Genomic DNA, 12,552 nt, shown 5'->3' with positions numbered 1-12,552 from the left:
GACGCGCTGCGGCGCAGCGCGTCGCGGACCGGCCTGCGCAACCACGCGGTCAGCAGGGTGTTGCGGATGCCGAGCTGGCGGCGGAGGCGGGCGTCACGGCTGGTCGAGGGCTTGTGGTGGATCACGATGTCGTCCCGCCAGCACAGCCACCAACCGCTGGCCACCAGGTCGAGCGCGAGGAGCTCCTCCTCGCCGCCGAGCCACAACCGCGCGGAGAACCCACCGGCGGCGCGGAACGCGCGCACCCGGAAGGTCGTGAGCCCGGCCATCACGCTCATCAGCGCCGGACCGGGCAGCCAGTGCGGTGCGGGCACCGGGGACGAGCGCAGCTCCGGGGTGAGCGGGTCCTCGCGCAAGCCCGGCTCGACCAGGCAGCGGCCCATCACCGCGCCCACGTCGTCGTGCTCGTCCAGCACGTCGGCGGCGCGGTGGAGGGAACCGGGTTGCCACGTGGTGTCGTCGTCGCAGAACGCGACGTAGGGCGTCGAGACGTGCTCGACCGCCCAGTTGCGGGCCGCCGCGCCGAAGTTCCGCTCGAGCCGCAGCAAGCGCACTCCCGGGAACTCGGCGCGAACGCGCGCGGAGGTGCCGTCGGTCGAGCCGTTGTCCACCACGATGATCGGCGGATCGTCCCGGAGCCGCGTCATGTGCGTCAGCGTCCGAACCACCTCCGGGCACCGGTCGTGCGTCAGCACCACGACGGAAACCCGTTGGTTCTGCCCACTTCCCAGCACGGTCCCCGGTTACCCCGGCGGAAGCGGGGGCAACCGGGCGGTTTGCGGCCCGGGCCCACCGGGTAGCGCCGTAGCGCGAGCCGATGGGGAGGGGTGGTCGTGGTGGGGTGGCACTTCCGCCGGGCCGTGGTGACGGGTGGGGCCGGTTTCCTCGGTTCCCACCTCTGCGAAGAGCTCATCGACCGCGGCACCTCGGTGATCTGCCTGGACAACCTGTGCACCGGCGCCGAGCGGAACCTCGCCGCGCTGCGGTCCCACCCGGGCTTCGAGTTCGTCGCGCACGACATCGCCCGCGACGCCTTCCACACCGACGGCATCGACCTGGTGCTGCACCTGGCCTCACCGGCGTCCCCGGTGGACTACTCCCGGATGCCGCTGGAAACCCTTCGTGCGGGCAGCAGCGGTACGCAGCACGCCCTGGAGCTCGCCGAGCGCAACGGGGCGCGGTTTCTGCTCGCGTCGACGAGCGAGGTCTACGGTGACCCGCACCGCCACCCGCAGGCGGAGGACTACTGGGGCAACGTCAACCCGGTCGGGCCGCGCGCGGTGTACGACGAGGCCAAGCGCTACGCCGAAGCGCTCACCTCGGCCTACGGCGCCCACCGGGAAGTCAGCACCAGGATCGCCCGGGTGTTCAACTCCTTCGGGCCGCGGCTGCGCCCCGGGGACGGCCGGGTGGTGTCCACGTTCGTCCGCCAAGCCCTGCGGGGCGAGGCGATCACCGTCAACGGTGACGGGAACCAGACCCGGTCGCTGTGCTATGTGGACGACACCGTCCGTGGCCTGCTCGCCGTGGCGGCTGGGGACCGGTCGCGCCCGGTCAACATCGGTCGGCCGGGGGAGATTCCGGTGCGCGGGCTGGCCGAGTTGATCCGCAGCCTCGCCGGGTCCAGCTCGCGGATCCAGCACGTCGCCGCCGCGGCGGGCGAGCCGCGCCGCCGCTGCCCGGACATCACCGTGGCGGTCAGCGAGCTCGGTTGGCGCCCGGAGGTCGGTGTCGTCGAGGGCCTGCGCCGGACCATCGACTGGTTCACCTCCGGTGGGGCGGCCTCGGCAGCGGGGTAGCGCTCGGCTAGCGGAGGTGCGCGATGTCGAGCAGCCTCCGGCGGATGCCGGGCATCGCGCTGGAGGCGGTGGCCAGGTCGGAGTCGACGAAGGCGTGCGAATGTCCTCCGTAGAGGCTCAGCGCGCCGCTCAGCCGTGGGCTGCGGGCGATCGGGACGACGAGGAAGCTGAAGACGCGCGCTTCGCGGGCGGCGCGCGCGAACCTGGGCCAGCACAGCCGGACCTGCGTGATGTCGGCGTGCGTGGCGCGGCGGGTGCGCATGACCTCCACGCACGGTCCGGTGCCCGCCCGGATCTGGTCGGCGTCGATCGCCGCGGCGCGGTGATCCGTGTGCAGTGACAGGCGAACTGGTTCCACGCTGCTGAGGCAGCCCATCATGGCACCGGGCACGGTCTGGACGAGCTCGGACAGCAGCGCACTCAGGACCGGCTCAGCAGCTGCGACGGCCCGATCACGGGCCTGGCGCCCATCCACACCTGTCGCCCCCTCGCTCGTGGTCGTGAGTGCGTAACAGTGTTCGAACACTGTTACGCACTCACGACCACGTCACCTGAGCCAGCAACTCCACCTCTCGGATCACCTCGGTTGGTAGCTTGCGGCGTTGCGCGAACGCCGTTGGCAGGCGTCGCGCGGCCGCGCGCAGGGCGCGACGGCTCACCGCGTCGGTGGCGGACTCGCGGAGCAGCGCGAACGTGCGTTGCAGCGCAGCGCGCGGTGCGTACCGCATCCAGGCGATGAGCAGGTTGTTGCGCGCCTCCAGCTCCTGCCGCACCCGCGCCGGAGCTCGCGCGGTGGACGGGTGGTGGTGGGCCTGCACGGTCGGTTCGTACACCAGGTCCCACCCGGCCGCCGCCAGGTCGCAGGCGAGCAACTTCTCCTCGGCACCGAAGAAGAGCGTGGCGTTGAACCCGCCAGCGACCATGAACGCCTCGCGCCGGACGATCGCGGCGCACGCGGTGAACCCGAGGATCCGGGGACCGGGCAGTCCGACCGGTGTCGGCAGCGGTGACCGCGCCATCTCGACGTTGACCGGGTCCAGGTGCTCGTCCGAGCCGACGAGCGTGCGCGCCGCGATCAACCCGACACCGGGGTGCGCCGCGAACACCTCTTCGGCACGGGCCAGTGCGTCCTCCGCCCACCACGAGTCGTCGTCGCTGAAGGCGACGTAGGTGGTGCCCGCCAGCTCCACCCCGAGGTTCCGCCCTGCGGCACCGAGGTTCCGCGGCGCGCGGACCAGGCGGGCTCGCGGGTGCTGCTCGGTCACCAAGCGCGCGGTCCCGTCCGTCGAGGCGTTGTCCACGACGACGACCTGCGGTGGCTGCCGCAGCCCCGCGAGCTCGTGGAGCGTGCGGTCGAGCTCCGCGCAGCGGTTGCGCGTCGCGATCACGACCGTGGTGTCGAGTGCGCCGGTCATCTGCGCTCCAGGGCTTCGGTGTCCAGGAGTCGGTCAATTCCCGTTCGCAGCAGGGGAGAACTCGTCACGCGGCGCTCCTGCGCAGCAGCCCGCGCGGCGCCGGAGCGGCACCACGCCCACCACCGGTCCAGCACTCCACCCGGGTCCTCGTCCAACTCCTCTGCTCGCACCACGGCGGACCAGCGCCAAGCTTCGGCCTGGGCGGACACCTTCCCGCCGCCGCGCACCGGGTCGACCGCCAGTGCGGGCCTGCCGCGCGACAACGCGAACACCAGCCCGTGCAGCCGCGTGGTCACCACGACGTCGACCCGGTCGACCAGCGAGCCGAACTGCTCCGCGGTGTTGCAGCAGCGCCAGTCGTCCAGGGCCAGCCGGGTGTTCAGCTCCAGCCGTGCGCAGTCCAACCGGTTGAGCCACGCCAGCAGCTCGGGGTGCACCGCATCGTGCGCCCGCCTGCTCCCGTACTCGGGTTGGTCCGGGGCGAGCGCGACGCCGACGACCGGGATCCCGCCCGGTGCCGCGACCGGGGCTGCGAGGTCGATCGAGGAGCTGGTGCCCCCATCTCGCGGGACGACCTCGTGGAAGCCCGTCACCGCGGGATCAGCGGGGTCCAGCACCGAAACGCCCAGCGCGACCCGCCGGCAGTCCGGGAACGCACCGTGCAGCTCCCGCACCTGCCAGCCGTGCGCGGGGCCGCAGACGAACGCCAGGTGCGTGTAGGACTCCGGTCGTACGTCCGCCAGGTGCAGGGCGCCGGGCGCGAACCGGGGGCTCCAGGCGGTGTCGTTGCGAATCCCCCGCTCGGCCAGCGCCGTGGCGACGTGCTGCATGCTCAGGACGTCGCCCGCGGTGGCTTCGCCGTGCAGGAAGCTGGCCCACCCGGTGATCAGGACACGCACGCGACCTCCTCGCCCCCGTCGAGTCGTACTGGCCTACCCGGCCGCCGCCGCGCACATGCCACCAGTCAACTCCGGGTGGTGACCGACTGGGCCGAGTCGATCGAGGAAGGGCCTGGTGTGGCAAGGGCTCCGAGCACGATGTGTTTACGAGCCGCTTCGCAGGGTAGCGATGTAGTCGGAGGCGTTGGCAGTTCCGGGTCAGGTTGGGGGGAACCGGTGCGAATCCTCGGGATCAACGCAGTTTTCCACGATCCAGCCGCCGCCCTGGTGGTGGACGGCCGCATCGTGGCCGCTGCGGAGGAGGAGCGGTTCTCCCGGCGCAAGCACGGGAAGAGCCCGGTCCCCTTCTCCGCGTGGGAGCAACCGGAGCAGGCCGCCGCGTGGTGCCTGCGGGCAGCTGGCTTGGCACCGTCGGACCTGGACGCGGTCGCCTACTCCTACGACCCCGGCCTGGTGGACCACGACCTGCCCGGGGTGGACGGCAACTGGGAGCACCTGCGCACCACCTTCGCGCTGCGAGCGCCGCAGTTCCTGCGCACCGCGCTGCCCGGCCTGGACCCGGAGGTCGTGCAGTTCGTGCCGCACCACGTGGCGCACGCGGCATCCGCAGGCCTGGCAGCACCTTTCGGCGACTGCGCGGTGTTGACCGCCGACGGTCGCGGTGAGTCCACCTCCGCGTTGGCGGGCGAGTACGTCGACGGGCAGCTGCGCGTGCACGCGCAGCAGAGCCTCCCGCACTCGTTGGGCCTGATGTACGAGGAGTTGACCGAGCACCTGGGTTTCCGGCGGTCCAGCGACGAGTACAAGGTCATGGCGCTGGCCTCCTACGCGAAGCCGACGTTCCTGCCCGACCTCACCGAGCTCGTCCGCAGCACCGGTGACGGGCACTTCGAGGTGGACCCGGTCGACTGGCACCGGTGGGCGCCCCGCCGAGCACCGGACGCCGAGCTGGACGAGGTGCACGCCCAGTTGGCCGCCAGCGTCCAGGCGCGCTTGGAGGAGGTCCTGCTGGACCTGGCCAGGTGGCTGCGCGGCAGGACGGACCAGGACTGCCTGGCGCTGGCCGGTGGGGTCGCGCTGAACTGCGTGGCGAACACGCGCCTGGCCGCTGCGGGACCGTTCCGCGAGGTGTGGGTGCAGCCCGCTGCCGGGGACGCGGGCACAGCGCTCGGCGCCGCGCTGCACGTCGCCGCGGGGAGTGGGGCGACGATCAGCCCGATGACCGGTGCGGACCTGGGACGCGAGTGGTCCGATGCGGAACTCGAACAACTGCTCCGGGCGGCCGACGTGCGCTACGACCGGCCAGCCGACATCGCCGACGTGGCCGCCGAGGCGCTGGCGCGCGACAGGACCGTCGGCTGGTTCCAGGGGCGCAGCGAGTTCGGGCCGCGAGCGCTGGGCCACCGGTCCTTGCTCGCGCACCCCGGGCACGCCGCGAACGCCGAGCGCCTCAACGACATCAAGGGCCGGGAGCAGTTCCGCCCGGTGGCCCCCATGACGTTGGCCGAACGAGCGGGCGAGCTGTTCTCCCGCGGCCCGCTGCCGAGCCCGCACATGCTCTTCGTGCACGACGTGGCACCGAGCTGGCAGGACCGCATCCCCGCCGTGGTGCACGTGGACGGGACGGCGCGGCCGCAGACCGTCGACCGCGAGCGGGAACCGCTGCTGGCCAGGCTGCTGGACCGCTTCCACGAGCGCACCGGTCTGCCGACGCTGGTCAACACGAGCTTCAACACCGCGGGTCGCCCGATGGTCGACAGCCCGGTCGACGCGCTGGAGTGCTTCGGCTCCTCCCCGATCGACCTGCTGGTGCTCGGGCCCTTCGCGGTCCGGCGGCACGGCGGTGCGCGATGAGCGGGGCGCAGCAGGTCGACTACGCCGTGGTGATCCCCACGACGGGCCGCGACAGCCTCGGAGCCGTGCTGGCCGCCCTCGACTCCGGCAGCGGCCCGGCACCGCGCGAGGTGGTCGTCGCGGACGACCGCCCGCGACCGGGACCACCGTTGGCACTGCCCGCGACCGGGCTCGCCACCAGGACCGTGCGCTCGGGCGGGCGCGGACCGGCGGCGGCGCGCAACGCGGGGTGGCGCCACGCGGAGGCCGAGTGGATCGTGTTCCTCGACGACGACGTGGTACCGGGTCCACAGTGGAGGGAACAGCTCGCGGTGGACCTCGACGTGCCGCTGGAGGTGGCCGGGTGCCAGGCCGCGATCAGCGTCCCGCTGCCGAGCACCCGCCGCCCCACCGACTGGGAACGCGGCACCGCGGGCCTGGCCGACGCGTGGTGGATCACCGCGGACATGGCCTACCGGCGCGAGGTCCTGGCGGCCACCGGGGGCTTCGACGAGGAGTTCCGCCGCGCCTTCCGGGAGGACGCCGACCTGGCGCTGCGGGTGCAGTCGACCGGTCGGCGCCTGGTCACCGGGAGCCGCACCACCGAGCATCCGGTGCGCGCGGCCGGGTTCTGCGCGAGCGTCCGGGCCCAGGCGGGCAACGCGGACAACGCGATCATGCGCCGCAAGCACGGCAACCGGTGGCGCCAGCGCATCGGGGAAGGACCGGGGCGCCTCCAGCAGCACGCCGCGACCACCGCTGCCGGGCTGACCGCGCTGATCGCGGCGTGCACCGGGTGGCGCACGACGGCGAAGGTGAGTGCGGCCGGGTGGCTGGTGCTGACCGCTGAGTTCGCGTTGCGGCGGATCCTCCCCGGCCCGCGCACGCCCGCTGAGCTCGCGCGGATGGCGGTCACGAGCGTCCTGATCCCACCGGCGGCGTGCTGGCACCGCCTGCGCGGCGAGTGGCGGAACGGCCGCAGCAGACCGCGGAAACCGGCCGCGGTGCTCTTCGACCGGGACGACACGCTCATCCACGACGTGCCCTACAACGGCGATCCCAGCCAGGTGCGGCCGAAGCGGGGTGCGCGTGCCGCGCTCGACCGGCTGCGGGTGAACGGCGTTCCCCTCGGGGTCGTCAGCAACCAGTCCGGGGTGGCGCGTGGCCTGCTGGGTGAGGACGACCTCGCCGCGGTCAACGCCGAGGTGCAGCGGCAGCTGGGCCCGTTCGACACCTGGCAGTGCTGCGTGCACGGCGAGGACGACGGCTGCGGCTGCCGGAAACCAGCGCCGGGCCTGGTCAAGCGCGCCGCAGCCGAGCTGGGTGCGCCACCGGAGGAGTGCGTGGTCGTCGGCGACACCGGTGCGGACGTGGCAGCAGCGGTCGCCGCCGGTGCGAGGGCGGTCCTGGTGCCCACCGAGCGGACCAAGCCCGACGAGATCACCGAGGCGCTGGTCGTCGCCGACGTGGCGCCCACGATCGAGGTCGCCGTGGCGCGGTTGCTGGGCAGGTCGCGGTGAGCCGGCGGGTGCTGGTCGCGCGCCTGGACAACATCGGCGACGTGCTCCTGGCGGGCCCGGCGGTGCGGGCGGTCGCCGCGCGCGCCGACTCCGTCTGCATGCTCGCCGGGCCGCGCGGAGCGGCGGGTGCGCGGCTGCTGCCCGGTGTCGACGAGGTCGTGGAGTGGTGCGCGCCGTGGATCGACCCCGAGCCGGGACCGGTCTCCGCCGCCGAGGTGGGTGGTCTCGTCGAGCGCATCCGGGGCTTCGGTCCGGCGGAGGCGTTGGTCTTCACCTCCTACCACCAGTCGCCGCTGCCACTCGCGCTGCTGCTGCGGCTGGCCGGGGTGCCGCGCATCGCCGCGATCAGCGAGGACTACCCGGGTTCGCTGCTCGACGTCCGGCACCGGGTCGACGGCGACCCCCCGGAGCCCGAGCGCGCCCTGTCGCTGGCCGCCGCGGCCGGTTTCCCGCTGCCGCGCGGGGACGACGGCAGGCTGCGGGTGGCGGGCCCACTGCCCGATGTGTCCACAGTGGTCGGTGAGCGGGGGTACGTCGTCGTGCACCCGGGGGCGTCGGTACCGGCCCGGCAGTGGCCGACCTTCCGCTGCTCGGCGGTGGTGCGCGCGCTGGCCGCGGCCGGGCGGCGCGTGGTCGTCACGGGTGCTGCCACCGAGCGGGAGCTGACCGCCCGGGTCGCCGGGACAGCGGGGCTGGACCTGGGCGGCCGGACGGACCTGCCCGAGCTCGCCGCCGTCCTCGCCGGAGCGGACGCGGTCATCGCGCCCAACACCGGCCCGGCCCACCTCGCCGCAGCGGTGGGGACCCCAGTGGTGTCGCTGTTCGCGCCGGTCGTGCGGGCCGCGCGGTGGGCGCCCTACGGGGTGCCTCGCGTCGTCCTCGGGGACCAGCGCGCGCCGTGCGCCGACACCCGGGCGCGGGTCTGCCCGGTGCCCGGCCATCCGTGCCTGACGCGGGTGACGGCCGCCGACGTCGTGGCGGCGGTGGAGCGCGTGCAGGAGGTGGCCGCATGAGGGTCCTCGCCTGGCACGTGCACGGGTCGTGGATGACGTCGTTCGTCCGCGGTCGGCACACCTGCCTGGTGCCGGTGACGCCGAACCGGGACGCCGACGGGCGCGGGCGGGCCCGGACCTTCGACTGGCCGGACCGCGCCGTGGAGGTCGAGCCGGACCAGCTGCGGGAGGAGGACGTCGACGTCGTCGTCCTGCAGCGCCCGCACGAGGTGGAGCTGACCGAGAAGTGGCTGGGCCGCCGCCCGGGCGCCGACGTCCCGGCGGTCTACGTCGAGCACAACACGCCGCGCGGCCCGGCGGCGAGCACCCAGCACCCGCTCGCCGAGCGCCGCGACATCCCGGTGGTGCACGTGACGCACTTCAACGAGGTGTTCTGGGACTGCGGGCGGGCGCCCACCACCGTGATCGAGCACGGCATCGTCGACCCCGGGTACCGCTTCACCGGCGAGCTCCCGCGGGCGGGCGCGGTCATCAACGAGCCGATCCGGCGCGGCAGGCTGGTCGGCACCGACCTGCTGCCCGGGTGCGCGGCCGCCGCGCCGCTGGACCTCTTCGGGATGGGCGTGCGCGACCTGCCGCAGCACCTCGGTTCCGCGCGGATCAGCGCGCACGAGGACCTGCCGCAGCGGGACATGCACACCGCGCTGGCCGCCCGCCGGGTGTACGTGCACCCGTTCCGCTGGACGTCGCTCGGCCTCGCGCTGCTGGAAGCGATGCACCTCGGGATGCCGGTCGTCGCGCTGGCGAGCACCGGAGCGGTCGAAGCCGTCCCGCCGTCAGCCGGGGTGGTCACCACGCGCCCGCTGGAGCTCGCCAGGGCCATCGCGACCTTCGCCGGGGACCTCGACCTCGCTCGGGAAGCCGGTGCCGCGGCCCGCACCGCAGCGCTGCGCCGGTACTCCCTGGAGCGGTTCCTGGCCGACTGGGACGAGCTGTTGGGGGAGGTCTCGAGATGAGGATCGACCTGGTCTCCGAGCACGCGAGTCCGCTCGCGGCCCTCGGCGGGGTCGACGCCGGTGGGCAGAACGTCCACGTGGCTGAGCTGGCCACCGGCCTGGCCCGCCGCGGCCACGACGTCGTCGTGCACACGCGGCGCGACGCCGAGTCGCTGCCGCCGGTGGTGCGCACCGGGGCGGGGTTCGCCGTCGAGCACGTGCCGGCCGGACCGGCGACCGCCATCCCGAAGGACGAGCTGCTGCCGCACATGGAGGAGTTCGGCGAGCGGCTGGCCAAGAGGTGGGCGGAGGACCCACCCGACCTCGTGCACGCGCACTTCTGGATGAGCGGGGTGGCGGCCCAGCGCGGCGCGGCCGGGACGGGCGTGCCGGTGCTGCAGACCTTCCACGCGCTGGGCCGGGTGAAGCGGCGGCACCAGGGCGACAAGGACACCAGCCCGCCGCAGCGGATCGAGCTCGAAGCCGAGGTCGCCCGGGGCGCCGACCGCGTGATCGCGACCTGCTCCGACGAGGTCGGGGAGCTCACCGCGATGGGGCTGCCGCGCGAGCGGGCCGCCGTCGTGCCCTGCGGCATCGACCTGGCCAGGTTCCGGCCGGACCCGCGCGGGGTGAAGGTGCGCGCCCGCCCCCGGATCCTGTGCATCGGTCGGCTCGTCGAGCGCAAGGGCGTGGACATCGCCATCCGCGCGCTCGCCGACATCCCGGGCGCGGAGCTGCTGGTCGCCGGGGGACCACCGGCGAGCGAGTGGGACGACGACCCGGAGGTCGCCCGCCTGGCAGCCGTCGCCAGGCAGGCGGGCGTGGCTGACCGGACCCGGTTCCTGGGCCAGGTCGAGCACGACCGGGCACCGCACCTCTACCGGTCGGTCGACGTCGTCGTCAGCGCACCGTGGTACGAGCCGTTCGGCACCGTGCCGCTGGAGGCGATGGCCTGCGGCGTGCCGCCGGTGGTGAGCGCGGTGGGCGGCCACCTGGACACCGTCGTCGACGGCGGCACCGGGCTGCGCGTGCCACCGCACGACCCGGCCGCGGTGGCCGAAGCGGTGCGGTCGCTACTCGCGCGCCCGGAGTGGCGGGCGGAGCTGAGCGCAGCCGGGGTCGAGCGGGTCCGCGCGCGCTACGACTGGTCGGAGCTCGTCCAGCAGACCGAAGCCGTCTACCGGCAGGTGGCGGCATTCGTACCGGGAGGGGGAGCACCGTGATCGAGGAGCACTTCACCGCGCTGAGCGAAACCGCGCACCGCACCCGCGGCGCAGCGCCGAAGGTCCGCGCCTGGGCCCACCAGCTCGTCACCGTGCTGGAAGGCGGTGGCCGGGTGCTCGCGTGCGGCAACGGTGGCAGCGCCGCCGAGGCCCAGCACCTGACCGGGGAGCTGGCCGGGCGGTTCCTGCGCGACCGCAAGCCTTACGCGGCGATCCCGCTGCACGCCGACACCTCGGCGTTCACCGCGATCCTCAACGACTACGGGGAGCAGGAAGTCTTCGCCCGGGGGGTGCGCGCCCACGGCCGCCCCGGGGACGTGCTGATCGCGCTGTCCACCAGCGGCCGCAGCCACAACGTCATCGCCGCGGCCAAGACCGCCCGCGAGATCGGGCTGCGGGCCTGGGCGCTGACCGGACCCGCGCCGAACAGCCTCGCCGCGACCTGCGACGACGCGATCTCGGTGGAGGCCGCCGGGGTCGCCACCATCCAGGAGGTCCATTTGGCGCTGGTGCACGCGCTGTGCGCCGAGTTCGACGCGCTGACCGCCGAAACCGCGGAGGCGCAGCCGTGAAGCTCGTCGTCGTCGGAGACGCGCTGCTGGACGTGGACCTGACCGGTGGCGCGGAGCGGTTGTGCCCGGATGCCCCGGTCCCGGTGGTCGACGTGTCCGCCCGCCGGAACCGGCCGGGCGGTGCCGCGCTGGCCGCGGTCCTGGGGGACGCCCACGGCGCCGACGTCACGCTGGTCACCGGGCGCAGCGACGACGCCGCCGGTCGCGAGCTGGGCCGGATGCTGGCGGCCCGGTGCGTGCTGCTGGACGCGCCGTTCACCGGCGGCACGCCGAGCAAGACCCGGGTGCGCGCGGACGGGCAGTCGCTCGTGCGGCTCGACACCGGGGACGGGACCGTCCCGGACCTGCCACTGGAGGGCGGCCCCCTGGAGGCGCTGCGTGGTGCGGACGCCGTCCTGGTCGCCGACTACGGGCGCGGCATCACGGCGAACTCCTGGCTGCGCCGCGAGTTGGCGCGCCTGCCCTCGGACGTCCCGTTGGTGTGGGACCCGCACCCGCGCGGGAGCGAACCGCTGCCGCGCGCCGACCTGGTGGTGCCCAACCACGCGGAGGCACTGCTGCTGGGGGCCGGGGCGGCGACGGCGGGCGGGGCCAGCGCGCTGCGGCTGCGGTGGAGGTGCGGCGCGGTGGCGATCACGCTGGGCGCCGCGGGCGCGGTGCTGGACCCACCGGGCGAACTGCTGCCCGCACCCGAGCTCGCGGCCGCCAACCCCGACACCTGCGGGGCGGGGGACAGCTTCGCCGTCGCCACGACCCTGGCCCTGGGCCGCGGTGCCTCGCTGCGCGAGGCGGTGCACTACGGCGTGGACAGCGCCAGCCACTTCGTGGCGGAGGGCGGCGCCGGGACGTGGGCGTTCGACGGGACCGAGCCGCCACCGCCGCGGCGCACCGGCTCGTCGTTCGACCGCGTGGACCGGATCCGCTCCTGGGGCGGCCGGGTGGTCGCCGCGGGTGGTTGCTTCGACCTGCTGCACCCGGGGCACGTGGACCTGCTCAACCGGGCTCGGACGTTTGGCGACGTGCTGGTGGTGTGCATGAATTCCGACGAGTCGGTGCGCCGCCTCAAGGGGCCACCGCGCCCGGTGGTGCGCGCCGACGACCGCCGGTGCCTGCTGGAGGCGCTCGAGTGTGTGGACGCGGTGGAGGTGTTCGACGAGCTCTCCCCGTGCTCGCTGCTGGAGCGGCTGCGCCCGGACGTCTGGGTCAAGGGCGGCGACTACGAGCCCGCGCAGCTGCCCGAGGCGCGCGTGGTGGAGCGCCACGGCGGGCGGACCGTGCTCGTCCCGCTGGTGGACGGCTACTCGACGAGCCGGATGCTGCGCGACCTGCGGCTACCGGCCTGA

General features: G+C 74.4%; 12 protein-coding genes. 8 read left to right on the top strand and 4 right to left on the bottom strand.

Annotation, left to right across the window (positions count from 1 at the left end; all coding sequences use genetic code 11):
- The coding region (locus tag ABT324_RS24025; RefSeq protein ID WP_502949786.1) for a glycosyltransferase family 2 protein at nt 1-647 on the bottom strand (647 nt) is incomplete at its 3' end.
- Nucleotides 648-836: 189 nt separating this feature from the next.
- Between ABT324_RS24025 and ABT324_RS24020 the strand changes: the two genes are divergently transcribed.
- Nucleotides 837-1,799, top strand: a complete 963-nt coding sequence (locus tag ABT324_RS24020) for an NAD-dependent epimerase/dehydratase family protein (protein WP_351181752.1) — start codon at nt 837-839, stop codon at nt 1,797-1,799.
- Nucleotides 1,800-1,806: 7 nt separating this feature from the next.
- Here ABT324_RS24020 and ABT324_RS24015 read toward each other — a convergent pair whose 3' ends face one another.
- From ABT324_RS24015 to ABT324_RS24005, 3 genes are all read right to left on the bottom strand, one after another.
- Nucleotides 1,807-2,274, bottom strand: a complete 468-nt coding sequence (locus tag ABT324_RS24015) for a GAF domain-containing protein (protein ID WP_351181740.1) — start codon at nt 2,272-2,274, stop codon at nt 1,807-1,809.
- Nucleotides 2,275-2,335: 61 nt separating this feature from the next.
- The gene (locus ABT324_RS24010) at nt 2,336-3,214 is read right to left on the bottom strand and encodes a glycosyltransferase family 2 protein (protein ID WP_351181737.1); all 879 of its coding nucleotides are present in this window, start codon (nt 3,212-3,214) and stop codon (nt 2,336-2,338) included.
- Complete coding sequence (locus ABT324_RS24005; protein ID WP_351181734.1) at nt 3,211-4,113, bottom strand: polysaccharide pyruvyl transferase family protein; 903 nt, start codon at nt 4,111-4,113, stop codon at nt 3,211-3,213. The genes ABT324_RS24010 and ABT324_RS24005 overlap by 4 nt, the downstream gene beginning before the upstream one ends.
- 216 nt (nt 4,114-4,329) lie before the next feature.
- Here ABT324_RS24005 and ABT324_RS24000 point away from each other — a divergent pair, with 216 nt between their 5' ends.
- From ABT324_RS24000 to ABT324_RS23970, 7 genes are read left to right on the top strand one after another with little or no spacing between them, the layout of a single operon-like run.
- On the top strand, nt 4,330-5,967 hold the full coding sequence (locus ABT324_RS24000; protein WP_351181731.1) for a carbamoyltransferase family protein: 1,638 nt from the start codon (nt 4,330-4,332) through the stop codon (nt 5,965-5,967).
- Nucleotides 5,964-7,466: an HAD-IIIA family hydrolase gene (locus ABT324_RS23995; RefSeq protein ID WP_351181728.1), complete on the top strand. Its 1,503-nt coding sequence runs from the start codon at nt 5,964-5,966 to the stop codon at nt 7,464-7,466. Before ABT324_RS24000 ends, ABT324_RS23995 begins: the two co-directional genes overlap by 4 nt.
- A complete protein-coding gene (locus tag ABT324_RS23990) occupies nt 7,463-8,479 on the top strand; it encodes a glycosyltransferase family 9 protein (RefSeq protein ID WP_351181725.1) in 1,017 nt (338 codons plus the stop codon). The genes ABT324_RS23995 and ABT324_RS23990 overlap by 4 nt, the downstream gene beginning before the upstream one ends.
- Nucleotides 8,476-9,435: a glycosyltransferase gene (locus ABT324_RS23985; RefSeq protein WP_351181722.1), complete on the top strand. Its 960-nt coding sequence runs from the start codon at nt 8,476-8,478 to the stop codon at nt 9,433-9,435. The genes ABT324_RS23990 and ABT324_RS23985 overlap by 4 nt, the downstream gene beginning before the upstream one ends.
- A complete protein-coding gene (locus tag ABT324_RS23980) occupies nt 9,432-10,637 on the top strand; it encodes a glycosyltransferase (protein ID WP_351181719.1) in 1,206 nt (401 codons plus the stop codon). Before ABT324_RS23985 ends, ABT324_RS23980 begins: the two co-directional genes overlap by 4 nt.
- On the top strand, nt 10,634-11,209 hold the full coding sequence (locus ABT324_RS23975; protein WP_351181716.1) for a D-sedoheptulose-7-phosphate isomerase: 576 nt from the start codon (nt 10,634-10,636) through the stop codon (nt 11,207-11,209). Before ABT324_RS23980 ends, ABT324_RS23975 begins: the two co-directional genes overlap by 4 nt.
- Nucleotides 11,206-12,552 carry a PfkB family carbohydrate kinase gene (locus tag ABT324_RS23970; RefSeq protein ID WP_351181713.1) on the top strand — a complete coding sequence of 449 codons (1,347 nt, stop codon included), beginning with the start codon at nt 11,206-11,208 and terminating at the stop codon, nt 12,550-12,552. Before ABT324_RS23975 ends, ABT324_RS23970 begins: the two co-directional genes overlap by 4 nt.

Source organism: Saccharopolyspora sp. NPDC000359 (assembly GCF_040300525.1).
Taxonomy (GTDB): domain Bacteria; phylum Actinomycetota; class Actinomycetes; order Mycobacteriales; family Pseudonocardiaceae; genus Saccharopolyspora.
This window is presented reverse-complemented; position numbering and strand designations above follow the sequence as displayed.

Excerpts from the sequence above, each read along its gene's own strand:
- ABT324_RS24010 (WP_351181737.1), bottom strand. The coding sequence starts at position 3,214 with ATGACCGGCGCACTCGACACCACGGTCGTGATCGCGACGCGCAACCGC.
- ABT324_RS23980 (WP_351181719.1), top strand. The coding sequence starts at position 9,432 with ATGAGGATCGACCTGGTCTCCGAGCACGCGAGTCCGCTCGCGGCCCTC.
- ABT324_RS23985 (WP_351181722.1), top strand. The coding sequence starts at position 8,476 with ATGAGGGTCCTCGCCTGGCACGTGCACGGGTCGTGGATGACGTCGTTC.
- ABT324_RS23995 (WP_351181728.1), top strand. The coding sequence starts at position 5,964 with ATGAGCGGGGCGCAGCAGGTCGACTACGCCGTGGTGATCCCCACGACG.